Source organism: Fibrella rubiginis (genome assembly GCF_017353185.1).
Lineage (GTDB): Bacteria > Bacteroidota > Bacteroidia > Cytophagales > Spirosomataceae > Fibrella > Fibrella rubiginis.
Genome location: NZ_JAFMYV010000001.1, coordinates 724,646 through 748,175 on the forward strand (window position 1 = coordinate 724,646; position 23,530 = coordinate 748,175).

The window sequence follows — 23,530 nt, forward strand, 5'->3', positions numbered from 1 at the left end:
AAAAGACAATAGTAAGCTATACTGACCAAATAATAACCCCTGCTGACTAATTTTGCTTATGGACACGCACAAAGCGCTCGTTGAACACATTCAGCAAAACAACATCGTCGGGCATCTACACCGATTGTCAAGACTATTGGGTGGCCTGAGTGAGCATCGTTGGGCAAAAGATGGCTACCCCGACGTGCGGAATGGGCATGTGCAGTTGTTACGTAATCTGGACCCTGAAGGCACCCGAAACACCGTATTGGCTCAACGGGCACACATTACAAAGCAGACTATGGGACGGTTGGTGAAGGAACTGGCCAACTCTGGCTATGTAACGATATCTGTTGATCCCACCGACAGCCGGGCACAGCGGGTGCTATTAACGGCCCGTGGCACGGCTTTCCTCACGTACCTGGCGGCAACACTGGCCGATTTGAATTGGGCCTTCGCCAACGTGCTGGGCGAAGGCCGACTAACCAATTTTTCTCAAACCTTGCAGGACCTGCTTGCCTTTGCCGAAACGCGACAACAGCAACAGGATTTATGAAGACGGTTGTATTGGCCCCAGCAACCCCTCCGGCACGGTTAGCTCGCCGGTGTGGAAGTCGATCAGGCCGTTGCGTTCGTCTTCGATGTTGGTGGCCTGGGTATATACGTCACCCGCGATAGACCGGGCACGAAGTTCGGTTTTAAACTGCCGTATCCGCTCGGTACGGTCGTCGCTGTCGGCGGGGCCGCCGTAGTTGGCAAACCCAAAACCGCCCCACTCGCTCACCACCAGCGGCACCTGTTTCCGGTAAAAATAGGGGTCGCCCACCACCAGCGGGCGGTAAGCTACCGTGGCCAGGTCACCCGCCACCAGCCGGTCGAGCAGGCTCTTCCAATGTTCCAGGTCGGGGGTGTAGAGGTGGGCCGTAAGCAGGTCTGATTTCAATCGCCCTTCCTGCGAAATGTGGTGCCAGCCGTCATTGTCGACCACCAGAAACTGGGGATGGTTGATCTGCATATAATGATAAGTGTCGGCTATATATTGCTGTGTTTCAGCATTTTGAGCAATGTCTTCAGCGCCCCAGTCTTCGTTGTACAAACTCCAGATGATCACCGACGGGTGCGCCTCAATCAGCGATAGCATCCGGTCTAGCTCGGCGCGGTGATTCTGGCGGCTACGTTGATTGGACCGGTGCGGGCTGGGCACTTCCACCCAGAGCAGCAAACCCAGTTCGTCGGCCAGGTTATACAACCGTGGGTCAACCCCGGCAATGTGAACGCGGACCAGGTTGCAACCTAATTTTTGCATGGCGTAGAAGTGCCGCCGCATCTCGTCGTAGGTGGCGGTGCCGGGCTGGTAGAGGATGCCGTCGAGGTAGGTAGACTGCCCGTTGAGGTAGACGCAGCAGCCTCGCGCCTCTACTTTGCGCATCCCGAAATGAGCGTCTATCTCCGCTTTATTGCCCTGGCTGTCAATAAGCTGGGCCGTAAGCTTGTATAGTTGCGGTTCTCCTGGCGACCAGAATTGAGCATCGGGTAATTCAACCACGACGCGCTGGTTTTTTTGCCCAAATTCAAGGTGCAGCGGAAAATCCGACGTTGCCAACGTGCCTGCCTCTGGTTTGGTCTTATCGGTGATGATCAGCCGCAGGATGTAGTCGCCGGCATCATGAATACGGGTAGTCACGTTAACCCGCACTAGGTTGTCTTCGATCTGACTCACCACCCCTACCCGCGACCGCAGCCGGTTGCGCTCTACCGGCTCGAGCCAGACCGACCGCACCCCACCGGTATAGGTCTGGTACCAGATGCCGCCCCGTTTATACACCGACGATTCCTGTTTGCCCCGCGGAATATCAGCGTCCATGGTGTCGGCAATGCGCACAGTGAGGCGGTTGGTGGGTTTCAATAACTTCTCGCCCAGTTCGTAGGAAAACGACGTGTATTCGCCGTAGTGAACCGTCTCCCCTTCAATGGTTTGGAGCTGTTTGCCGTTGAGCCATACCTGCGTCTCGTAGCCACAGGCACCAAACGTAAGCTGATACATCATCTCTGGCTTGTCACCGGTGGCGGGTTCACGGGCGGGTAAATCGAAATCGCGTTCGTACCACACCACCACCGAATCCTGCCAGCTAATGCCGTCGTTGTCCTGCCGTATCTGGGCAATATGCGACTCGATGGAGCCGGGCCAATGGGCCGTGTAGGCGTATTTATGGCCGTTTTGCCATTTTTCGGTCAGGCCCACGTTATCTACATCTTCGGCAAACCGCCACTCGCCGTCGAGCAGCATGTAGGTGTTGGGCCGCAAAACGGCGCGGGGCAATTCGTTGATGGGAGAGGGGGCCGGTGCCGCCGGAACGGGCTGACTTTCGGTAGGATTCAGGTTTCGGAACGTGGGTTGCATTAGCGCGACAGGCTGGTGATACCCAAGCAACACCACTACGCGCCGGGGGTTCGATGAATCTGATTCACCGCACCCACTATACCAGCCCGTCTTTCAGCGCTTTGGCTACGGCCTCCGTCATCGATGCCACGTGCAGCTTGCGGTAGATGCTTTTCATAAACGAGCGGACCGTTTCGTAGCTGATGCCGCCCATGCGGTCGGCAATCATTTTATAGCTCAACCCATCCACCAAAAAGGTGAGGGTTTCCTGTTCACGGGGGGTCAGGCGTTCCGCATCGGATTGCATAGTATGAGGGGACGTTGCGGGCCGAAAAAAGAACCCGGCTTTCATCTCGACCAAATCAACATCCACCGTCCCGCCTAGCAGGATAGAAAGGGCTTCGCGCGTGGCGCTGGTATCTTCATAAACAATAACACGCATGGCTGGACATCAGTAGTCGTACAGCAAAGCTCCTGGTTATCTCAATCGCAGAAAACCACCGAAATGCGTGATTTTCTGTCACTGAGTTCGGTGATTTTCACGCAAAAAGCCTGCACAGGAACATGCGCAGGCTTTTTGCGTGAAAATCAATGATGCTATGTCAACCAATCAGTTTTGCTTTCGGGGGGGCCGCTTTGCTGGTTCGTCTGCCTGTAAATGGAATGAGCATGGGCACTTGCTGCTTATATACCTCATAGTCCGTTCCGAGTGATTTGAGCAGGTCTCTTTCTTCCAGAAATTTTACGGCAACCACGATGTAGGTCGTGGTTGTAAGCGAAAACACCAGATGGCCCAGTGTCATAACCGGGGTGGCCCAAAATGCAATCAGAAAACCCAGCATGATTGGGTGGCGCACGATGTTGTAGAAGAGATTGGTCTTAAACCGCATGGCCTGATCTGATCTGTTAATCAGGTTGTTATAGACTTGCTTTAAACCGAACAGGTCGAAATGATTGATCATGAACGAGGATAAAAGGACAATTAGCCACCCAGAAAGAGAAATTGCCGTCAACAACGTGGCCCCCAACTTTGTGTCTACTTTCCAAATCAGAGCCGGTAAGGGTTGCCATTGCCAATACAGTAGAAGCAGGGCCAAACTAGCCAATAGCACATACGTACTACGTTCCAGTACGGGATCAATCAGCCGGGTCCACCATCGCTTAAAAGCGGGCCGTGCCATCACGCTATGTTGTATGGCAAACAGCCCCAGCAATAGTTCATTGATTAGTAAGGAGCGTGCAAAGGGGCCTTCAGTGCCGGAATCAATTGATTTTGGCACCACGAAATTGCCGACGAATCCGATGGCATAAAGAAACGTAAACAGGAAGATAACGTAGGCCAGTACCCCGTATAGGAAGACGATTAACTTTTTCATTGTCTTAGCTGGTGAAGGTGAAGAAGCTGGTTGATAAGCAAACAACCAGACAAAGGTGGCCCATGTACCAATGCTTGTAAATCCCCAAAGGTGGGGAGATCACTCAGGGCAGGTCGATGAGGTAACGCCCACGGGCGTGTTCATCAACACGTATCGGCATGTTGGACCGCTGCAAAAAGTATAATGTGCTTTTGGGGGCTGGCAGCGCTTCGTTCCGCCAGTGCTCAACAGCTTGGCTCAGCCGTTGCCGTAACCGGACCGTTTCAGCAGGCGGCTAACCAGGGAGGCTACTGGCAGCACCCTTTTCCAGCCTGGATGGGTGGGCAGGGCACAGTACCGTAGGAGCAAAACACGCAGCAGTCGCCCGCAAGGGGACGCAGAAGCGTGTGGCAGGCGGGGCATTCGTAGAAGAACTGACAGGCATCGGTCGGCATCGTTTCGGCCTGTTGATGCCGGCAGTTGGGGCAGGTCAGCACAGATTCGAGCAGGAGCCGCATTTTCTGGACAAGATTGATTGGATTCAGTAGAGGAACGGGGGTTCTATTCGATTCAGCGGAGTTGTGTTAGGACAAAGAAAGAAGTCCTGTCCAAAAAACCTTACTTCATTTCACGTAAACAAAACCCATACATCACGGCGAAGAGAACGCTGCCGAAGACCCCAAACGAGGTAATGAGTGCCGCAAACCCAACGAAATAAATTGGCATGATGATACCCAGGAGCACTCCGGCCAGGTAAACATAAAAGCCTGTTCTACGCAGTCGGAACATCAGTATGACGCCAATCAGCGTCACCAGCGAATACACAAACTGCGCCAGGCTCTGCCGCCGAACCAGGCCAGGGTCGGCGGGGGTGGGGTTGTCGCTGTTGGCGCTGTTGTCCTGATAGAAATTTTTGGGGTCAAGGCGATCTTCCTCCCCGGCTCCCGTGTCTTTATGACCCGTATAAGGCGTCTGAGCCACCCGATCAGGGTTAAAAAGCGCAATGCCGCTTTCGGCGAGGCCCCAGCCGCAGCTTAAGAAAGACAGGACGCACAGGATAGTGAGGAATTGAGAGCGCATTTTAGGGAGAAGTTTAAAGTCTAATGTCTAAAGTTTAAACGGTCCGCCGTCGCGGTTGCTTCGCGCCCAGACACGACCCTGCCCAGGCCGCCTGCGAAGTTGTTGTAGGAACAACATCCCTCAAGTCATCCAGGATTAAAGAGCTTCAGAACGGCATTGACCCTTAGACGTTGGACTTCAAACGTTAAACTCTTTTGTAAACCTGCAGGCACGGCGATAGTTTTACTACAGGAGATGCACAAAACAACCGCATTTCGATCAATAATATGACCCTACAGGAGCTGACCGACAACATTCGTACCCGCATTGCCACTGCCGATAGCCTCGACGCTACCGCCAAACTCGTTACGGATCAGGGTGTTGTCTACATCGACAGTAAGCAGAGCCCCGCCGTTGTGTCTAACGACGACCTGCCCGCCGATACCGAATTGCACGTGAAAGTGGACGATCTGGAACGCATGGCCACCGGCGACCTGAACCCCATGATGGCGTTCATGACCGGTAAGTTGAAAGTGAAAGGCGACATGGGCATCGCCATGAAAATGGGGCAGGTAATGGGGTAAGGGAAGGAGGTTAGGTTGTTTGTCTGTTTGTGCGTTTGTTTGTTTCTGTCCGTTGCGGTTAAGCGTTTAGTTACCACAACGGACAGAAACAAACAAACGCACAAACAGACAAACAACCCCTAAACTACCCTTCATGACTTCCCGCAGAACCTTTATCAAGTCGGCTTCGCTGGCCGCTGCCGCGTTTACTATTGTGCCCCGCCACGTGCTGGGGCGGGGGTTTGTGGCCCCTTCCGACAAACTCAATATTGCCGCTGTGGGCTGCGGCGGCAAGGCCGACGTCAACATCCGGCTGGCCCATAACGGTGGGACCGATAATATCGTGGCCCTTTGCGATGTCGACGACCGGCAGGCGGTGAAGTTCCGGGGGCAGTTTCCGAATGCGCCCTACTTCCGCGACTACCGCGAGATGCTCGATAAAGCCGGCAAAACAGTCGACGCGGTGATCGTCTCCACGCCCGACCACATGCACGCGCCCATTGCCATGGCGGCTATGAATATGGGTAAGCACGTGTATGTGGAAAAACCCCTGACCCACGACATCTACGAAGCCCGGATGCTCACTGAAGCCGCCCGCCGCAACAAGGTGGTGACGCAGATGGGCAATCAGGGTAGCAGCGGCGACTCGACCCGCTACATTGAACAACTGATTCAGGACAAAGTCATTGGCCACGTCCACACCGTTTACTGCTGGACAAACCGCCCCGTATGGCCACAGGGGGTGCAATCGCCAAAAGACAAGAAGGAATCGCAGCCGGTACCCGCCGAAGTAGACTGGAACAAATGGCTGGGCACGGCCCCTTACCGCGACTACCATGCGGCCTACATGCCGTTCCGGTGGCGGGGTTACTGGGATTTTGGCACCGGTGCCCTCGGCGACATGGGCTGCCACTTTATGGATGTACCCTTCCGGGCGCTCAACCTCAAATACCCCACCTCAGTAGAGTGCAGTGTGGGGTCGGTCTATGCCGATTTTTTCCAGGAGGCTTACTTCGACGACGTTTGTCCACCCTCGTCATCGGTGCACATGACGTTTCCGTCGAACGACCGGAAAGTAAAAGAAATCAAGTTTTCCTGGTTCGATGGGGGCATCCGGCCCGCCCTGCCCGACGGCGTACCCTATGAGCAACTGTTTGCCTCGCAGGACGGGGGCATGTTGTTTATTGGTACCAAAGGCATGCTGTCGGGAGGGCTTTTCGGCGATAACTTCAAACTGTTTCCTGTTGAGAAATTTGCAAACCAGGCTGCTCCGGCGCCCATCCGTCCGTTGGTGGAGGGCAAGACCGAAGGCCATCAGCAGCAGTGGGTGAAGGCCTGCAAGCAAGGATTTGGCGCCTACACCTCGTCGGGCTTCGATCAGGCCGGACCGTTGACCGAGACCGTGCTGATGGGTAACCTTGCTACCCGTAGTTTCCTCGCCCGTGAAAACGGTCAGTTCACTGGTCGCAAAAAGCTGCTTTGGGATGGTGATAACATGAAAATCACCAACTACGATTACGCCAATCAGTTTGTGAAGCGCAACTATGCTGGGGGATACACGCTATAGACCGTTTAACGTATAGTGACTTCGGTTTACAATTATTTTAATTTTGTAGGAACTACTCATGCTTTCATGTGTATCTGGCCCGTCACCGGCCTATTCCAGAGCGAAACTACGCAGGTGAAAGTTGAACAAAAAGTATCACAAACGAGAGGAAAGTAGCGGACTGATGTGACACCTTGTTGCAGCAGATGTCTAAGGAGTGGTTGTTTTAGCAATAGCTATGGCAATCACTCCTTTCTTTTTGGTAGTCGATTGTACCGCAACATACCCCCTTGAACATGACTCATCTCTTAAGCCCGAGACCATCTGTCTACTCAGGATATATACTCAAGACGTTTTGTCGGGGCTTAGTAATAGTATAATTCTGTGTTTGTTTTGAATGAAACAAATTACATATGTTAAAATTTACAACGACTTAATTCAATATTAATACATTGACTGTCACAACGTTGTATGTTTGCGCCAGAATCCATGTAGCTACATGTAAACGTAAAACCACCTGATTTGTACGCAACTTTTCTCAGCGATTTATGTCCGTTTCTTTACGAATCAAACAAACACTTACTCTTTTATTTTGCTGTTTTACACTGTTGCCTGTACTGGCTCAGACACCCAACCGCTTTACCATCAGCGGCTATGTTCACGAGACGGGTAGCCACGAAGCACTACCCGGCGTATCGATCCGCCTGGCCAATCGCTCGCTAGGCACCCAGACCAACACCTTTGGCTTCTATTCGATTACGCTGCCCCAGGCCGATTCGGTTACGCTGATCTTCTCGCTGGTGGGCTACCGGCCCCAAACCCGTACAATGGCCCTGCGTCATCACCAGACACTGGAGGTAGAAATGACGGCTGGCCAGCAACTTGACGAAGTAGTGATCAGCCTGCATGGTCAGCAAAAGCAGGTCAGCGACAGCCCACAGATGAGCCAGATCGACCTGCCTGTTGCTCAGATTAAGAAAATTCCGGCCCTGCTGGGCGAGAAGGACGTGCTCAAGGTGCTCCAGCTTATGCCCGGTGTGCAGAAAGGGTCGGAAGGCCAGGCGGGCCTCTACGTACGGGGGGGTGGTCCCGACCAAAATTTAGTTGTACTCGACGATGCGGTGGTCTACAACGCCTCGCACCTGTTCGGCTTTTTCTCGGTCTTCAACGGCGACGCGCTTAAGAGCGTGGAACTGACCAAGGGCGGTTTCCCCGCCCGGTTTGGGGGGCGGCTCTCTTCGGTGCTCGACCTGACGATGAAAGACGGAGCCCGCGACAAAATTCATGGTGAAGTGGGCGTTGGCCTGATTGCCGCCCGCATGATGCTGGAAGGGCCGCTAGCGAAGGCGGCTCACGGCAAACCAAGCCGTGGCTCGTTTATTATCTCGGCCCGGCGCACCTACCTCGATCTGCTGTCGGCGCCTATCATGAAGTCGAAAAACAGTAGCAGCACCAGCGGGGGCTACTTCTACGACCTCAACGCCAAAGTCAATTATGACCTCGGACCCCGCGACCGTATTTACCTGAGTGGCTACACGGGCCGGGATAAGTTTTGGGCGGGCGATACCACCAGCGATCTGAGCGTGGGCCTGAGTTGGGGCAATGCCACCGGCACCCTGCGCTGGAACCACCAGTTTTCGCAAAAACTATTTGCCAATACGTCGCTCATTTTCAGCGACTACCAACTCAATATCGACGCTAACCAGTGCATCGACGCTACAAATCGTTTCCTGCTGAATTATACGTCGGGTATCCGCGATTTCTCGTTTAAGCATGACTTAGATTTTTACCCAACCCCAACCCATGCGCTGCGCCTGGGCGTGCAGATTACGGCTCACCGCTTCACGCCCAGTGCCAGTGTTGTACAAAACACGCTTACCAACATTCAGCGCCCTGCTGCTCCCACCGACGTGCTGGAAGGTGGTGTGTACCTGGAGGATACGTGGCGTCCTGATACCCACTGGCGGGTTAATGGTGGGTTGCGGCTGAGTTCATTCACGGGAGCCGGCGTGGCTTACCTCCGCCCCGAACCCCGCCTCTCGCTGGGCTATATGTTGCGGCCCGACTTTTCGGTAAAAGCGTCTTACTCGCTTATGAATCAGTACGTTCACCTGCTAAGCAACACCGGTATTGGGTTGCCTACCGACCTCTGGGTGCCCACTACCGACCTGGTAAAACCCCAGCAGTCGCAGCAATGGGCGGCGGGGCTGGCCAAAGATTTCGCTGATGCGGGGCTGGCGCTGACCGTAGAAGGCTATTACAAACAGATGAGCAACATCATCAACTACAAGGAAGGAGCCAGCTTTTTGGTTATCGAAGATCCTACCTCAGCGCGGCGGGCACGTTGGGAAGACAACGTAACGGCGGGCCGGGGCTGGAGCTACGGGGCCGAAGTGCTGCTGCAAAAGAAAGAAGGCCGGTTTAGCGGTTGGGTGGGCTACACCCTCTCCTGGACGCAGTGGCAGTTCAGCGATCTGAATGAGGGCCGCCCCTTTTTCCCCCGCTACGACCGTCGGCACGACATCTCGGTGGTGGGCATGTATGACCTCAGCCCCAAAATTACGCTATCGGCTACGTGGGTCTACGGCACGGGGCAGGCCCTGACTATACCCACGGCGCGTTACCGGGCATTTGGATTGAACACCAACGCGGACATGCAGGAGGGCGGTACCCCGGCCAGCACATCGACGGCGTTCAACAACACCGGTGTATCTGACTTTTCTGCCGAACGGAATGCCTTCCGTGCCGAGCCATACCATCGCCTCGATCTGGGCATTCGGTTCCACCGCAAACGCCCTCAACACGAAGGTATCTGGGAGCTTAGTGCCTACAATGTATATAACCGCCGCAATCCGTTTTTCTACAACCTGGAAGGCAAAAAGCAGGGTGTTGGTCAACCGGTGGCTACCGTCCTCTACAAATATTCTGTGTTTCCCGTAGTGCCGTCCGTGAGCTACACGTACAAGTTTTAACCGTTCTTTTTTAACCTATTGAGATCACCAAACCGTGAACATTCTTATCAACATGAAATCTCTTTTTTACCTGTTGCCCGTATTGCTGATAACTGCCTGTACTAATTTGAAAACGGAGGTCAACCCGTCGATGCTGAATGATCAGAGTGAAAAAATTGTGGTCAATAGCTATATCTCCCCGCAGGATACTCTCCTGAAAGTGAAAGTGTCGCGCTCGAAACCGGCGGTATCCGGGGCGGCTGTAGTGCCTCCGTTCAACGTCAATAATGCCACGGTAAGCCTATCAGACGGTAGCCGAAGCATTTTGTTTACCTACAACAACACGGCTGAATATTACCAGGCCAAGGCAACGCTGTTGCCCATCCAGACCGGCAAAACCTACACCCTGACCGTGACCTCTGCCGACGGTAAGCAGGTAACGGCTCAGTCTACGGTTCCCAACCAGGTGCCGATCAGTTCTATTTCGCTCGATTCGACCATTTCCAGCACCAGCACCGAGTGGCAGAAATCGTTTCGCGTTCATTTTACGTGGCAGGACCCAACGGCTGAAACTAACTATTACATGTATTGCGGTTATTTTGCCTGGAATAGCAAAATAGCCCCCACGGCCAATGGAAAAGTAAAGTCGACCGTGCCAGCAGTAGCACCGCTCCCGTTTATCACCCAGGCCACAACCGATAACCTGATCTGCGACAACCTGCAGCAGGGTGGTGCGCTGAGCACCCAATCGGCAGATGTGGTTACGCTGACCATAAACAAACAGGAAGCCAACGCGGCAGAAGCCATCAAACACCTGTCGGTTGGCAAAAGCCTGCCCGGCGCCAGGCTCACCTTACGGCTGGCCAATACCGATGCGTTTTTCTACACCTACACATCGGCCGTATTGCGGCAGAAGCAGGCAGGTACCAACCCCTTTGCCGAGCCGGTACCCATCCCGACCAACGTGAAGGGCGGCCTGGGTTGTTTTGCCGCCTACAACCGGACCGAGAAGGTGTTGCTGTTAAAGTAGGAACTGGGGTTTAGTTGCAAGATTCGCCAGGCCCGGCGGGGCGCAACATCGGTAGTAGCCTACACATAGTACAGGCTCACCAACGCAAAGCCCCAGCGGGGCGTAACAGGCGGACCAGAAATATTCATTCTGGTATCCGCATGTTACGCCCCGCTGGTCCTGAAATACCCTAGCATTTCAGATCATTAACCGATGCCCTTGCGGCCGTGATTTGGGCCTGCGTTACGGTTGTACAGCCGGCAGCGGCATCCAGATAAGCGTTGGCAGTAGTTTTGACGGCCGTGCAGTTAGCTGGCGTCTGCGCTTTAGAATAAGCTACTATGGCGTCGGAATAGGCTTGTGCCCGCGTACCGGCCAGTTGGCAGGAGTCTACTGCGGCGACGGAATCGCTTTTTTTACAGCCAAACAAAAAAATAATCGTCGTTACGGCGATGAGGGAGGTAGTGCGAAGACGCATGATATAAAATTGATTTGTAGTTGATAGTGAGGTTCTTGTCAGACGACCTCGTTAAGGTCGGCTCAGGGCCAAAGCAGACCACCAGGCATTGAGCTACCGTAGGCAATACTGACTTATCGGTAGGTGTAGCAGGCGATGTCACGTAGTTTTCGCAGTTTTGCGCGTAACTATACGTATGAGACAAACGCTCTACCTTTTGCTATGCTGGTTGGTGCTGACAGTCACCGCTATTGCCCAATCACCCACCCGCACCACCATCAGCGGCTACGTTCGTGAAGCGGGTAGCCGTGAGGCCCTGCTGGGCGCTACTGTCCGATTAGCCGACAGGCCGGTTGGTGCCCAGACGAACACATTTGGCTTCTACTCGCTTACCCTGCCCGAAGCCGATTCGGTTACGCTGATCTTCTCACTGGTGGGCTACCAGTCCCAAACCCGTACGCTGTCCTTTCGCCAAAGTCAGACGCTGTCTGTTGATCTTGTGCCGGGGCAGCAGCTGGACGAAGTAATTATTAGCGAAAGACGGGGACAGGGACGGGTGAGCGACAGCCCGCAGATGAGCCAGATCGACCTGCCCATCGCCCAGATCAAAAAGATTCCCGCCCTGCTGGGCGAGAAGGATGTGCTCAAGGTGCTCCAGCTCATGCCCGGTGTGCAGAAAGGCTCGGAAGGGCAAAGCGGCCTGTATGTGCGGGGCGGCGGGCCGGACCAAAACCTGATCGTGCTCGACGATGCGGTGGTCTACAACGCCTCGCACCTGTTCGGCTTTTTCTCGGTCTTCAACGGCGACGCGCTTAAGAGCGTGGAACTGACCAAGGGTGGTTTTCCCGCCCGGTTCGGGGGGCGGCTCTCCTCGGTGCTCGACCTGACGATGAAAGACGGGGCGCGCGACAAACTCCACGGCGAGGTAGGAATAGGCCTGATTGCCAGTCGGTTACTGCTTGAAGGCCCCCTTAATAAACCAGCGCCGGGCAAGCCCAGCCGCTCATCATTTATCGTGTCGGCCCGGCGCACGTATCTCGATATTGTGTCGGCTCCAATTGTGAAGGCGCAGACCAATGGCGAAACATCAGCGGGTTATTACTTCTACGACCTCAACGCCAAGATCAACTATGACCTTAGCCCCCGCGACCGGGTCTACGTGAGTGGTTATTTCGGGCGCGACCGGTTCTATGCCAGTGACAATGTAGACGGTACCAGCGTGGGCATGGGCTGGGGTAATGCCACCGCCACGGTGCGCTGGAACCACCAGTTCTCGCAGAAACTATTTGCCAACACCTCGCTGATTTTCAGTGATTATAAATTCGACATTGCCGCTAACCAGCTGATTGACGCGCAGAGCCGGTTTGTGCTCGATTACACGTCGGGTATCCGCGACTTTTCCGTCAAACATGACCTCGATTACTACCCCGTGCCTACCCACGCGTTGCGGTTTGGGGTGCAGGCAACCGCCCACCGCTTCACGCCCAGCGCCATTGTGTTGCAGAACAACAGCCTGGCCAACATCCGGCGTGAGATTGACCAGATCGACGTGATCGAGGCTGGTCTATATGCCGAAGACACCTGGAAACCCGACGACCACTGGCGCATCAACGGGGGGCTACGGGTTAGTTCATTTACAGGCAGTGGCGTCTCCTACGTTCGGCCCGAACCACGGCTTTCGTTGGGGTATGTCATTCGGCCCGACCTGTCGTTGAAGGCGTCCTATTCACTGATGAACCAGTATGTTCATCTGCTGAGCAACACCGGTATTGGGTTACCTACCGACCTCTGGGTGCCCACCACTGCCCGGGTAAAGCCCCAGCAGTCGCAACAGGTGGCGGTGGGACTGGCCAAAGACATTGCCTCAACCGGCTTTGCCCTCACCCTGGAGGGTTACTATAAGCGGATGGATAACATCATCAACTACCGCGAAGGGGCCAGTTTTCTGCTTATCGACGACCCTACCTCAGCGCGGCGGGTGCAGTGGGAAGACAACGTGACGGCGGGCCGGGGCTGGAGCTATGGGGCCGAAGTGCTGCTGCAAAAGAAAGAAGGCCGGTTTAGCGGCTGGGTGGGCTACACCCTCTCCTGGACGCAGTGGCAGTTTGCCGAACTGAACGGAGGACGCCCGTTTTTTCCCCGCTACGACCGTCGGCACGACATCTCGGTGGTGGGCCTGTATGACCTCAGCCCCCGCATTACCCTCTCGGCTACGTGGGTCTACGGTACGGGCCAGGCGCTCACCGTGCCTACCGCCCGCTACCGTGCCTATGGCCTCAGCAATGGTATTGATTACATTAAAAACGACCAGGGGGCAGTGACCAACGTGCAGCCTACGCTCTACACCAGTGTGGGGGTGCGGGACTTTGGCCCGGAGAAAAACACATTTCGGTCTGAACCCTACCACCGGCTTGATCTGGGCGTGCAGTTTCACCGAAAACGCCCTACCCACGAGAGTGTCTGGGAGTTTAGTGCCTACAACGCCTACAACCGCCGCAACCCATTTTTCTACAACATCGAAAGCAAGCGACAGCCCGTTGGGCAGCCCGACATGACGGCGTTGTACAAGTATTCGGTCTTTCCTATTGTGCCATCGGTGAGCTACGCCTACAAATTCTGATCCGCTGATGAAAACCTTAGTCTACCTGGTTTCCCTGATGCTACTGACCGGCTGTGGCAGTTTGCGCAATGAGGTGAACCCCTCGGTGTTGAGCGCGGGGGGCGCAAAGCTGGTGGTCAACAGCTATATCTCGCCGCAGGATACCCTGCTGACGGTGAAGGTGTCGCGGTCGAAACCGGTGCTTATTGAGCCCAGTGAAGCGCAGCCATACGTGGTCGAAAACGCAACCGTCACCCTCTCAACAGGTGGTCAGGTAGTGGTTATGCGCTACAACGGTGCCCGGCAGTTGTATCAGGCCCGCCCAGCGCTCATGCCTATCCGTACGGGGCAAACGTATACGCTCACGGTCTCTACCCCCGACGGCAAGCAGGTCACTGCGCAGGCTACTGTACCTCAACCCGTACCCATCAGTGCCATCAGCCTCGATTCTACGATTACCACAACCGGCACCACCAAAAACAAAGCTTACCGGATCAGTTTTGTGTGGGAGGACCCGGCCACCGAAACCAACTTCTATCAGTATGGGGGCTATTTTCAATGGCGCGACAGCAAGTTTACCTACCCCATTGGCGGGCAGAGCGAAGTGCCCGTGCCCAATATCCTCGTCCTCTCATTCAACCGCGACAGAGTTACAGGTAATGTGCTCAGCGACGACCGCCAGCAGGGGGGGCTGCTCACCTCGCAGTCGGCCAATGTAGCCTCAATTGCAGTGCAGAAGGGCGATCCCAAAGCCGCCGAATACGTGACCTACACGTATCCGGGTGCGCGGGTGGTGGCGCAACTGTTGAGCACAGAAGAAAGCTACTATCGCTATACCGACGCTGTTTTTCGGCAACGTCAGGTGGGCAATAGCCCGTTTGCCGAACCCGTACTGATTCCGTCTAATATTGCGGGGGGGCTTGGCTGTTTCGCTGCCTACAACCGGACAGAAAAGGTGCTGCTGCTGAAATAAAAAAATTAAGCAGTCCATTGGTTAAACGGGTTGTATGGAGAAACAACCTCTACAACCATGACTGACCACGCTGTCGATCTTGACCAGTTAAGCGTCAATACCATCCGTTTATTATCTGTCGATATGGTGCAGCAGGCCAATTCGGGCCATCCCGGCTTGCCGTTGGGTGCCGCACCGATGGCCTACGTGCTGTTCTCGAAATTCCTCAATTTCAACCCGCAGGATCCGCATTGGCCCAACCGCGACCGCTTTGTGTTGTCGGCGGGGCACGGGTCGGCCTTGCTGTATAGCCTGTTGCATCTGTACGGCTACGACCTGCCGCTCGACGAGCTGAAACGGTTCCGCCAACTGCATTCCAAAACGCCCGGCCACCCCGAATCGAACCTGACGGCGGGCGTGGAAGTGACCACCGGACCGCTGGGGCAGGGATTCGCCAACGGCGTGGGTATGGCTATGGCCGAAGCGCACCTGGCCGCTACCTATAACCGCGAAGGGCATAACGTGATGGACCATTATACCTACGCCATCGTGAGCGACGGTGATCTGATGGAAGGCATCGCGTCTGAAGCGGCCTCACTGGCGGGCCATCTGAAACTGGGCAAGCTGATTTACCTCTACGACGATAACCTGATCTCGCTCGACGGACCAACCAATCTGGCGTTTACCGAAGACCGCATGGCCCGCTTCGACGCCTACGGCTGGCATACCCAGCACGTAGCCGATGGCAACGATCTGGGCGCTATCGAAGCCGCTATCAAAGCCGCACAGGCGGATGACCGACCGTCGATTATCGCCGTGCGCACTATCATCGGTTTTGGTAGTCCGCAACAGGGCACCAGCAAAACACATGGCAGCCCTCTGGGGGAAGAAAACGTTCGCAAGACGAAGGAATTTTTCGGCTTCGACCCCAACCAGTCATTTGTTATTCCTGATGAGGTACGTACCCATCTACACGAACTCGGTCAGCGCGGAAAAGCGGTGCAGGACGACTGGAACAACCGGTTCACTGCGTTTGAAAAGGCGTTTTCGGCAGAATCGAAGCAGTTCAAAACGTCGTTTGCCGGGGCCGGATCGTTACCCGACGGCTGGGACGCCAACCTGCCCAGGTTCACTCCCGCCGATGGCGACATGGCTACGCGACAGGCATCGGGTAAGGCCCTGACAGCCCTGAAAGATAGTATTCCGTACTTGTTTGGCGGGTCGGCCGATTTGGCTTCGTCCAATGAGATGCCCACCAAAGGTGATGTGAGTTTCCAGCCGGGGCGTTACGAAGACACAAATATCTGGTTCGGTGTGCGCGAACATGCCATGGGCGCGGCCCTCAACGGTATGTCGCAGCATGGCGGCGTCCGTCCCTACGGCGGCACGTTCCTGAACTTCTCAGACTACATGCGCGGGGCCATTCGCCTTACCGCCCTCGCCGAGTCGGCGGCCACGTTTGTGTTCACCCACGACAGCATCGGTCTCGGCGAAGACGGGCCTACACACCAGCCTGTGGAGCAGGTGGTTGGCCTGCGTACCATTCCCAACATTATTGTGCTTCGTCCCGCCGATGCCAACGAAACCGTTGAGGCGTGGCGTGTGGCGATGCTGCAACCCAAAACGCCGGTTGTGCTGATCCTGTCGCGGCAAAAACTGCCCGTTCTCGACCAGACCCGATACGGCTCGGCGCGGGGGCTGGAAAAGGGAGCCTACATCCTCAGCGAAGCCGAGGGTGGTACACCCGACCTGATTCTGATTGCCACCGGCTCGGAAGTGCAACTGGTGATGAAGGCCCAAACCGAGCTGCAAAAACAGGGTGTGAAAGCGCGGGTGGTGAGTATGCCCTCGTGGGAACTGTTTGAAAAGCAGGACAAAGCCTACCAGCACGAGGTGTTACCACCCACCGTTCGCAAGCGGCTTTCGGTAGAAATGGGATCACCCATTGGCTGGCACAAATACGTCACCGACGAGGGTGCTTCCCTAAGCATGAACCGGTTCGGCCTTTCTGGCCCCGCCGACGAGGTGATGGCCTACTTCGGTTTTACGGTAGACAACGTCGTGAAAAAAGCCCAGGCTGTCATGGCGGGCAATGCCGAGGAAATGGAAGAAAAAGAGGTGCTGTCGTAAGGGGAGACGTTGCCAGGTCATTGTCGCTCGGCTCTGCCGGGGGTGCCGTTGTCCCGTTGTCGCTTGGCTCTGGCCGAGTGACCCATATCAAAGGGCCTCCGGCCCGTAGTTTGAACTTGAGAGGGTTTTACCAACTATCTCAACGTCGCACTACGGGCCGGAGGCCCTTTGATATGGGTCACTCGGCCAGAGCCAAGCGACAACGGCACACAACGGCATGCCCTTACACTAGTGCCTTTTTCTGCTCGTCGATGGCTGCCAGCAGCTTATCGTAGGGCTTAATAAACTTGTCGATGCCTTCGGTTTCCAGTTGGGTGGTCACGGCCAGCAGGTCGATGCCTACTTCGTTTACGCGGGCTAACACCTGCGTGGCGTGGTCCATGTCCTGCTCTAGGCGAGCTTCGGGCTGGCCGTGGTCGCGGTAGGCTTCGAGGGTTTCCAGGGGCAGGGTATTTACCGTTTTGGGACCAATCAGCGCTTCCACATATTTCACGTCCGAAAACGCCGGATTCTTGCTGCTGGTGCTGGCCCAGAGTACGCGTTGCGGCGTGGCGCCCTTGTCGCGCAGCTTCTGGAAACGGTCGCTGCTGAACACGCGCTTGTAGATTTCGTAGGCCTTTTTCGCCGATGCAATCGCCACTTCACCTTTCAGGTCACCGGCTCCTTTTTCGTCAAGCATCGGGTCAACCAGCACGTCGATACGGCTGAGAAAAAAGCTGGCTACGGAGGCTATGTTATTGATAGCCAGACCTTTGGCGGCGCGTTCTTCCAGCCCGGCAATGTAGGCTTCGGCAACGGCTTCGTAGCGTTCCAGGCCAAAAAGCAGCGTTACGTTGACGTTGATGCCGTCGGCAATGGCCTGCTGAATAGCGGGCAGTCCGGCTTCCGTTCCCGGAATTTTGATCATCACGTTGGGCTTGTCAACGGCTTTCCACAGTTCGCGGGCCTGTTTGATGGTGCCGTCGGTATCGAGGGCCAGCCGGGGAGACACTTCCAGGCTCACGTAGCCATCGGCCCCTACCACTTCGTCGTCATACACGGGCCGGAAAATGTCGGCGGCGCGTTGAATATCGCTGATGGCTACCCCGTAAAAGATGTCGTCGTTCGATTTGCCTTCCTGCGCCAGCCGCCGGATATCGTCGTCGTAATCACTGCTGCCGCTGATGGCTTTCTCGAAAATGGCCGGGTTAGAGGTCAGCCCCCGTACGCCGTCTTCGTCGATGAGCCGTTGCAACGACCCGCTGTTCATCAGTTGCCGGTCGATGAGGTCAAGCCAGATACTTTGCTCGAAATCATGTATTTGTTTTACGCGGTTGGTTTCCATAAAGTAGTTCTTTGGTATGTCAACAGGAATAAACCCGGCTGCGTGCCTAATGTTGGCCTGATTTGGGGAAGCAGGCTTTTATTGAGCCTATCACTCCGGGTGACGGCCTCAATAAAAGCCTGCTTCCCCAAATCAGGCTCTCCTACCTTTGTTGCTCATTGTTCTCCGTTCTCCCTTGAAAAAACTCGTTATTTTTGCTTCCGGTTCGGGCAGTAATGCCCAGCAAATTGCTCAGTATATTGTTGGTAATCAGCATATAGAGTTGTCGTTGATCCTGACAAACAACCCTGCCGCTGGGGTTATCGACCGGGCGCGACGTGGGTTCGATTGTGGGCTAAACGTGCCCGTACTCATCTTCGACCGGCCCACGTTTTACCAAACCGACCGTATTGTGCGCCTGTTGAAGGCGCAGCAGATCGACCTGATTGTGCTGGCGGGGTTTATGTGGCTGGTGCCACCTGCGTTGGTGAAGGCGTTTTCGGGACAGATTATCAATATCCATCCTGCGTTGCTACCCAAATTTGGGGGCAAGGGCATGTACGGTCATCACATACATGAGGCGGTTGTGGCGGCGGGCGAAACCGAAACCGGTATTACCATCCATTTTGTGAACGAACACTATGACGAAGGTGCCGTTATTTTCCAGGCTGCCTGCCCCGTCGAGCCGACCGATACCCCCGACGACGTGGCGCAGAAAATTCACGCCCTCGAATATGCCCATTATCCTCGTGTGGTGGTGGAAGTCCTTGACGGCTTAATCGGTCAATAAAATTCTTTTCGTCACCAGTACCTGTTGAACAGCGTCTACCACGCGTACAATGACCAGTGGATTTCTTGCCGAAGGGGCAGCTATAGTGAATAGACTTGCTGGCTGAGCAACCAAATCCGTTGACAGCAGATGCCCCGACAATGAATAGAACTGCACAGCAACCGGGAAAGCTATATCGTCGGGATTTTGTTGAAACGCTACCTCGCGCTGATTCGCTTTGTAACTGATACTAAGCGGGTCTGTTTTAGTCCTGCTAATCAGCACGATAGGCTTGGAGTACGTAAACATACCGTTGTCATCGATTTGCTTCAGCCTGTAGTAGCCTGTCCGGAGTGGTTGTGTGTCGATAAACTGATAGGTATGGCTTTGGCCAGATGTGCCAGCACCTGGTATTTCGCCCAACATGTGCCATTGCTGAAGGTCATGACTTCGTTCCACCACAAAGGCTCTGTTAGATGCCTCACTGCTGGTTTTCCAGTTGAGCAGCATGTTACCTTCGGGGTCAGGTTGCCCGCTAAAGGAAACAAGCGTAACGGGTAATACCGTGGTGTTGGTCGTGACGATGTCGTCGAGCGTAACCGTGCCGTTGCCGCCACTACCAACCACCGAAAACTGGATTCGGTAATTAGCTGGATAGGAGACTGTGTTTGGCACGACAAAATTAAATGAGTTAGCCGTGCTGCCCAGCGAAGTTGACCCGGGCCCCGTACGAATGACCGCTATGGTGGCGACAACCGTTGGCGATACCGCCGATGTAGCCAGGTATACAGTTAATGTAGGACTTGCTTTATTGCCACCTGTATTATTGGCCGTTGCTTTGAACGAAACGGTCGTGCCTGAGCGTATAGTTATGGCTGGCGTATTGATCTGATCGGAGCTTGTATTGGAAACAGAACCATATTGAATGCTGGCTGTGCCACTGATAGGTGGGGGCGAAGATGCGGGGGCGATGATGCTTACTGTACTGGAAATTACCCATCCTTTGTTTGTTAACGCCGCCGTATTGGCCACGTTTTCAAAGTTCTCAGAGAATACTTGTGCTCTTGCGGAGAGCCCGGTAAGTGTATTTAGTGCAAACAGAATTAATGCGTATACTAGGGAATTACTCATATGATGTTAAAATCTTATGATTGTATGTAATTACCTATTTATAACAACTACTATACCAGATTTATACCCTGCGCTGTTATGACTAAAAATAAATGTTCTGTTCTGATAGGCATCATCTTGCTGCTATCGCAGACAGCCTGCTTTCGTCCTGTCATCCCGATCTCGACTGGCCCTAAATACCCTATCGACATCTTCTACGCCGATCAGCAGCCGGGCAGGCCGTATGACGACATCAAGCTGCTCTACATCAGCGAGGAAGTGCCCATTCAGACGAAGCAAAAAGTGCGCGGCGGACGGATGCTGAGCCGGGGCAACTCCATGCTTGAAAAAGACGCTATGCTGGCTAAACTGACCGTACAGGCGCAGCGCCTTGGGGCCACTGCGCTGGTGAACGTAACCTACCAATACTACACCACCGCCACCACCAACGGGTACAGCATGGAAGGGCTGGCGGTGAAATACAGAAGTGAGCAGGAAGCAACGCGGCAGGAGAACTGACTAGCCGGACCTGGCACGTAAACGGCAGGATATTATCGGACAGCCGTTAAATGCAGATACAGAATGGATTCGCCTCCATATTTCGGTTCAAATCCACGAGCTTGAAAATACCGGCCACTGAAAATTACGCGTTTACCCAGCCAATGAGTGGCTTGAGGCCACTGACAAACAATACCAATCCATTTACTGTCAATCGTATTGGGCCAGGCATACTCGATCACATAAGATCTAAGGTCTTTTCTATAGTTTACAAACCCTTCAACGTCGGTAAGCTGTCGCACAAAACAAGTAGAGTCCTGACAGCTCTTTTTCAGGAACCGAGCGTGACCCGCTGAATCTAATTCCGACGGTGTAGTTATGGTGGTAATGTCTGTTACACCGGGGATGTACCCTTGCTGCGCATGCACACGGGTAAGTGCGCCAAGTAGACATACTACCAGTAAAATGATTGATCTCTGTTTGCCTGATTGCAAAAGCATAAAACGCTAAGGGGCTGTTTCACAGTAGATGACCCTTTCCCTAAAATCCATATCGTTTCCAGTGCGATTCTATGGCTGCACTAACTGAGACAGGATAGATCAACCGCCACCCAGACCGAAAATGCCCCGGCGCACTTTGAAGCTCTTTTTCAGGCCCCGGATAAGCAGGTAGGCACCAATGATGCCGAAAATGATGGCCAGGATGGTGATGTTCAGAATGGCAAAAACAACGGCCACCAGAATCACCACAATCGACGCTTTTAACTGCCACGAGATGCGTTGCCACCAGTTCAGCTTTTTCTTGGGGGGCAAGCCCAAAATCTCGCGCAGGGTTTTGCGTTGCTTAGGGCCTGGTCCGGGGCCGTTTTGTAAATCGTCTGCTGGCTGGCTTGCCTGGTCGGGCGCAACGGGTGGGGTAGGTGCGGGGCGGGGCATTAACAGCCGTTGGGCGCGGACGTGGTGTTCCTGAATGCGCTGGGTGGCGGGCACAGACGCAGATGGGATGGCAGGGGTAGCGTCGGCGTAGGCAACGGGTGGCGCAGCAGGTTCGGCGGGGGTAGGCTGGCTGGTTGTTGGTGCCGGTTCGGCGGTGGAGCGGGGCGTGATCGGCGTGTAGAAAACCTCGCGCCTGGATGGCTGAAACGTGGCCGTGGGTCGGTGGCAACCCGACAGTGATAAACCAATACATACGGCCAGCAGACCGGCAGATGAACGCATAGAGAGTAGAATAAAGACGCTCTTCTACAACGCATTCCGCCCGCGACGGATTATATAAATCTGGTTAATGGTTTATAGTAAGATAGGTTGAGAACTGGTTGTCAGTTTGTTAACTAATCCTATTAGCTCTGCTAATCCTGTAACTGGTCTGACAAACTAACCGCTGTTGAGTAGCTCATCACCCTAGCCCGTAGAGACACAGAACGGGGTCTAGCTACGCGCTGTAGTGAGCTGACGCGCGGCCCTTCGACAGGCTCAAGGTGACAGACCGTTGTAGCGCCGAAGCTCCAGCTTCGGGAGTGAACAACGGGCCAGGCATTAACTACCGAAGCTGGAGCTTCGGTGCTACCACGTCAGCCCACTACAGGGCAGCAGCAACCGTTCTGCAATAAAGTAAATCAACCAACTAACTAGGTTTTTCGGTTAACTCAACGTTTACACTCCTTTTATGCCGTTTTTCTACCGATTTGCGGTTCGCCGTCTTTGGCTTTATGCCGGGCTGTTGAGTGGTCTGGCAGGTGCCGGAGCCAGTCTGTCGGGTTGTAAGCAGCACAACACCCCCGACCTCACGCCTGTTACCCAGCCTGCTTCGGGCAGCGTAACGCCACCCGTGGCGGTATCCATCACGGCACCGCTGCTCTATGCAGCCAGTTTCGACGGAAACCTCTATGCGCTGGATACCCTCACTGGTCAACCCCGCTGGACGTTCCGGGCCGACACGGCCATTAGATCCAGCCCCGTAATAGCCTACGGACTGGTGTTTTTTGGCAGTAATGGCCAGTATGTCTATGCCGTAGACGCTGAAACGGGCAAACAGCGGTGGCGTTTCAAATCAGGCACCTACGTGTATGCCAGCCCTACGGTGGTAGACGGACGGGTGTTTGTGGGCAGCATTGATAAGGTTTTTTATGCCCTCGACGCCATGACAGGGCGGCAATTATGGTCTTATAAAGCGGCTTATGGGTTCTATTCCAGTCCCGCCGTAGCCAACGGACTCGTGTATGTAGGTGGCTTAGACGGCAATCTATACGCTTTTACCGCCGACCGGGGTGCGCTGAAATGGATGACAAAAACAAACGATTACATTCTTTCCAGCCCTGTGGTGGTAGGCGGTTTAGTTTACATAGGCAGCAGCGACAAAAAGTGCTATGCCGTAGATGCACTTACGGGGCAGCCTCGGTGGGTGGTACAGGCCGGTTCGGCTATTGAAGCTAGTCCAGTGGTGGCGGGCAGTGTACTCTACCTGGCTGCCGTCGATGGCACGGTCTACGCACTGGATGCCGCTACCGGTCAGCAACGGTGGGCGGTGAAGCCGGGCGGGGGGGTAAACGGTAGCCCGGTGGTAGCCATCGGAACGGTTTATATCGGTAGCCGCGACCATGCCCTGTATGCCGTTAGTGCCACCACCGGCGCCGTGCAATGGACCTATAAAACCCAGTACGATCTGTATGGAACGCCGTTTGTGACGGGCCAGACCGTTTATGTCGGCAGTAACGATGGTCGGGTATATGCTATCAACCGGGTAACGAAGCAGGCTCGCTGGTCATTTCAGACGGGTGGGGTAGTGGTATCCAGCCCTGTGGCTGCCCAGAAAGAAGTGGCCGTGGGTACATACCCAGGCGTAAGCGGGGCGGGGAAGTCATATTAAACCTT

Annotated in this window: 20 protein-coding genes; 11 read left to right on the plus strand and 9 right to left on the minus strand. The window is 54.7% G+C overall.

Annotated features, from left to right (window positions below):
* Positions 1-58: 58 nt before the first annotated feature.
* Positions 59-535 (plus strand): MarR family winged helix-turn-helix transcriptional regulator, encoded by a 477-nt coding sequence (locus J2I47_RS02790; protein WP_207363017.1) that lies wholly within the window; start codon positions 59-61, stop codon positions 533-535.
* Here the strand turns inward: J2I47_RS02790 and J2I47_RS02795 are convergent.
* From J2I47_RS02795 to J2I47_RS02815, 5 genes are all read right to left on the minus strand, one after another.
* On the minus strand, positions 530-2,380 hold the full coding sequence (locus J2I47_RS02795; RefSeq protein WP_207363018.1) for a glycoside hydrolase family 2 protein: 1,851 nt from the start codon (positions 2,378-2,380) through the stop codon (positions 530-532). The two genes, J2I47_RS02790 and J2I47_RS02795, sit on opposite strands and share 6 nt — an antisense overlap.
* Positions 2,381-2,456: 76 nt before the next feature.
* On the minus strand, positions 2,457-2,801 hold the full coding sequence (locus J2I47_RS02800) for a response regulator transcription factor (RefSeq protein ID WP_207363019.1): 345 nt from the start codon (positions 2,799-2,801) through the stop codon (positions 2,457-2,459).
* 160 nt (positions 2,802-2,961) lie between these two features.
* The gene (gene mddA / locus J2I47_RS02805; protein WP_207363020.1) at positions 2,962-3,735 is read right to left on the minus strand and encodes a methanethiol S-methyltransferase; all 774 of its coding nucleotides are present in this window, start codon (positions 3,733-3,735) and stop codon (positions 2,962-2,964) included.
* A gap of 287 nt (positions 3,736-4,022) precedes the next feature.
* Positions 4,023-4,232 (minus strand): GDCCVxC domain-containing (seleno)protein, encoded by a 210-nt coding sequence (locus J2I47_RS02810; RefSeq protein WP_207363021.1) that lies wholly within the window; start codon positions 4,230-4,232, stop codon positions 4,023-4,025.
* Between the two features lie 100 nt (positions 4,233-4,332).
* Positions 4,333-4,794: a hypothetical protein gene (locus J2I47_RS02815; RefSeq protein WP_207363022.1), complete on the minus strand. Its 462-nt coding sequence runs from the start codon at positions 4,792-4,794 to the stop codon at positions 4,333-4,335.
* 266 nt (positions 4,795-5,060) lie between these two features.
* Here J2I47_RS02815 and J2I47_RS02820 point away from each other — a divergent pair, with 266 nt between their 5' ends.
* The 4 genes from J2I47_RS02820 (at position 5,061) to J2I47_RS02835 (ending at position 10,863) form a co-directional block, all read left to right on the plus strand.
* Positions 5,061-5,357, plus strand: coding sequence for an SCP2 sterol-binding domain-containing protein (locus tag J2I47_RS02820; RefSeq protein WP_207363023.1), 297 nt, complete (start codon positions 5,061-5,063; stop codon positions 5,355-5,357).
* Positions 5,358-5,490: 133 nt separating this feature from the next.
* Entirely contained in the window at positions 5,491-6,903 is a 1,413-nt protein-coding gene (locus J2I47_RS02825) for a Gfo/Idh/MocA family protein (protein WP_207363024.1), read from the plus strand.
* 527 nt (positions 6,904-7,430) lie between these two features.
* Complete coding sequence (locus J2I47_RS02830) at positions 7,431-9,854, plus strand: TonB-dependent receptor (protein WP_207363025.1); 2,424 nt, start codon at positions 7,431-7,433, stop codon at positions 9,852-9,854.
* A 52-nt stretch (positions 9,855-9,906) separates the two neighbouring features.
* On the plus strand, positions 9,907-10,863 hold the full coding sequence (locus tag J2I47_RS02835; RefSeq protein WP_207363026.1) for a DUF4249 domain-containing protein: 957 nt from the start codon (positions 9,907-9,909) through the stop codon (positions 10,861-10,863).
* A 169-nt stretch (positions 10,864-11,032) separates the two neighbouring features.
* Here J2I47_RS02835 and J2I47_RS02840 read toward each other — a convergent pair whose 3' ends face one another.
* Positions 11,033-11,320, minus strand: coding sequence for a hypothetical protein (locus J2I47_RS02840; RefSeq protein WP_207363027.1), 288 nt, complete (start codon positions 11,318-11,320; stop codon positions 11,033-11,035).
* Between the two features lie 175 nt (positions 11,321-11,495).
* On the opposite strand from J2I47_RS02840, the gene J2I47_RS02845 reads away from it, so the two are divergent.
* From J2I47_RS02845 to tkt, 3 genes are read left to right on the plus strand one after another with little or no spacing between them, the layout of a single operon-like run.
* A complete protein-coding gene (locus tag J2I47_RS02845) occupies positions 11,496-13,919 on the plus strand; it encodes a TonB-dependent receptor (protein WP_207363028.1) in 2,424 nt (807 codons plus the stop codon).
* Positions 13,920-13,926: 7 nt separating this feature from the next.
* The gene (locus J2I47_RS02850) at positions 13,927-14,871 is read left to right on the plus strand and encodes a DUF4249 domain-containing protein (protein ID WP_207363029.1); all 945 of its coding nucleotides are present in this window, start codon (positions 13,927-13,929) and stop codon (positions 14,869-14,871) included.
* A gap of 57 nt (positions 14,872-14,928) precedes the next feature.
* Positions 14,929-16,980 (plus strand): transketolase, encoded by a 2,052-nt coding sequence (gene tkt / locus J2I47_RS02855; protein ID WP_207363030.1) that lies wholly within the window; start codon positions 14,929-14,931, stop codon positions 16,978-16,980.
* 223 nt (positions 16,981-17,203) lie between these two features.
* On the opposite strand, the gene tal is transcribed toward tkt, so the two are convergent.
* Positions 17,204-18,304 (minus strand): transaldolase, encoded by a 1,101-nt coding sequence (tal, locus tag J2I47_RS02860; RefSeq protein ID WP_207363031.1) that lies wholly within the window; start codon positions 18,302-18,304, stop codon positions 17,204-17,206.
* 175 nt (positions 18,305-18,479) lie between these two features.
* On the opposite strand from tal, the gene purN reads away from it, so the two are divergent.
* A complete protein-coding gene (purN, locus tag J2I47_RS02865; protein WP_207363032.1) occupies positions 18,480-19,073 on the plus strand; it encodes a phosphoribosylglycinamide formyltransferase in 594 nt (197 codons plus the stop codon).
* Here purN and J2I47_RS02870 read toward each other — a convergent pair.
* Entirely contained in the window at positions 19,059-19,727 is a 669-nt protein-coding gene (locus tag J2I47_RS02870) for a hypothetical protein (RefSeq protein WP_207363033.1), read from the minus strand. The two genes, purN and J2I47_RS02870, sit on opposite strands and share 15 nt — an antisense overlap.
* Positions 19,728-20,261: 534 nt before the next feature.
* On the opposite strand from J2I47_RS02870, the gene J2I47_RS02875 reads away from it, so the two are divergent.
* Positions 20,262-20,681 (plus strand): hypothetical protein, encoded by a 420-nt coding sequence (locus tag J2I47_RS02875; RefSeq protein WP_207363034.1) that lies wholly within the window; start codon positions 20,262-20,264, stop codon positions 20,679-20,681.
* Between the two features lie 578 nt (positions 20,682-21,259).
* Here J2I47_RS02875 and J2I47_RS02880 read toward each other — a convergent pair.
* Entirely contained in the window at positions 21,260-21,877 is a 618-nt protein-coding gene (locus J2I47_RS02880; protein ID WP_207363035.1) for a hypothetical protein, read from the minus strand.
* Between the two features lie 448 nt (positions 21,878-22,325).
* On the opposite strand from J2I47_RS02880, the gene J2I47_RS02885 reads away from it, so the two are divergent.
* Positions 22,326-23,525: a PQQ-binding-like beta-propeller repeat protein gene (locus J2I47_RS02885; RefSeq protein ID WP_207363036.1), complete on the plus strand. Its 1,200-nt coding sequence runs from the start codon at positions 22,326-22,328 to the stop codon at positions 23,523-23,525.
* Positions 23,526-23,530 lie beyond the last annotated feature (5 nt).

Coding starts and splice junctions, on each gene's coding strand:
- J2I47_RS02790 (WP_207363017.1), top strand. CDS start 59: ATGGACACGCACAAAGCGCTCGTTGAACACATTCAGCAAAACAACATC.
- J2I47_RS02795 (WP_207363018.1), bottom strand. CDS start 2,380: ATGCAACCCACGTTCCGAAACCTGAATCCTACCGAAAGTCAGCCCGTT.
- J2I47_RS02800 (WP_207363019.1), bottom strand. CDS start 2,801: ATGCGTGTTATTGTTTATGAAGATACCAGCGCCACGCGCGAAGCCCTT.
- mddA (WP_207363020.1), bottom strand. CDS start 3,735: ATGAAAAAGTTAATCGTCTTCCTATACGGGGTACTGGCCTACGTTATC.
- J2I47_RS02810 (WP_207363021.1), bottom strand. CDS start 4,232: ATGCGGCTCCTGCTCGAATCTGTGCTGACCTGCCCCAACTGCCGGCAT.
- J2I47_RS02815 (WP_207363022.1), bottom strand. CDS start 4,794: ATGCGCTCTCAATTCCTCACTATCCTGTGCGTCCTGTCTTTCTTAAGC.
- J2I47_RS02820 (WP_207363023.1), top strand. CDS start 5,061: ATGACCCTACAGGAGCTGACCGACAACATTCGTACCCGCATTGCCACT.
- J2I47_RS02825 (WP_207363024.1), top strand. CDS start 5,491: ATGACTTCCCGCAGAACCTTTATCAAGTCGGCTTCGCTGGCCGCTGCC.
- J2I47_RS02830 (WP_207363025.1), top strand. CDS start 7,431: ATGTCCGTTTCTTTACGAATCAAACAAACACTTACTCTTTTATTTTGC.
- J2I47_RS02835 (WP_207363026.1), top strand. CDS start 9,907: ATGAAATCTCTTTTTTACCTGTTGCCCGTATTGCTGATAACTGCCTGT.
- J2I47_RS02840 (WP_207363027.1), bottom strand. CDS start 11,320: ATGCGTCTTCGCACTACCTCCCTCATCGCCGTAACGACGATTATTTTT.
- J2I47_RS02845 (WP_207363028.1), top strand. CDS start 11,496: ATGAGACAAACGCTCTACCTTTTGCTATGCTGGTTGGTGCTGACAGTC.
- J2I47_RS02850 (WP_207363029.1), top strand. CDS start 13,927: ATGAAAACCTTAGTCTACCTGGTTTCCCTGATGCTACTGACCGGCTGT.
- tkt (WP_207363030.1), top strand. CDS start 14,929: ATGACTGACCACGCTGTCGATCTTGACCAGTTAAGCGTCAATACCATC.
- tal (WP_207363031.1), bottom strand. CDS start 18,304: ATGGAAACCAACCGCGTAAAACAAATACATGATTTCGAGCAAAGTATC.
- J2I47_RS02875 (WP_207363034.1), top strand. CDS start 20,262: ATGACTAAAAATAAATGTTCTGTTCTGATAGGCATCATCTTGCTGCTA.
- J2I47_RS02880 (WP_207363035.1), bottom strand. CDS start 21,877: ATGCGTTCATCTGCCGGTCTGCTGGCCGTATGTATTGGTTTATCACTG.
- J2I47_RS02885 (WP_207363036.1), top strand. CDS start 22,326: ATGCCGTTTTTCTACCGATTTGCGGTTCGCCGTCTTTGGCTTTATGCC.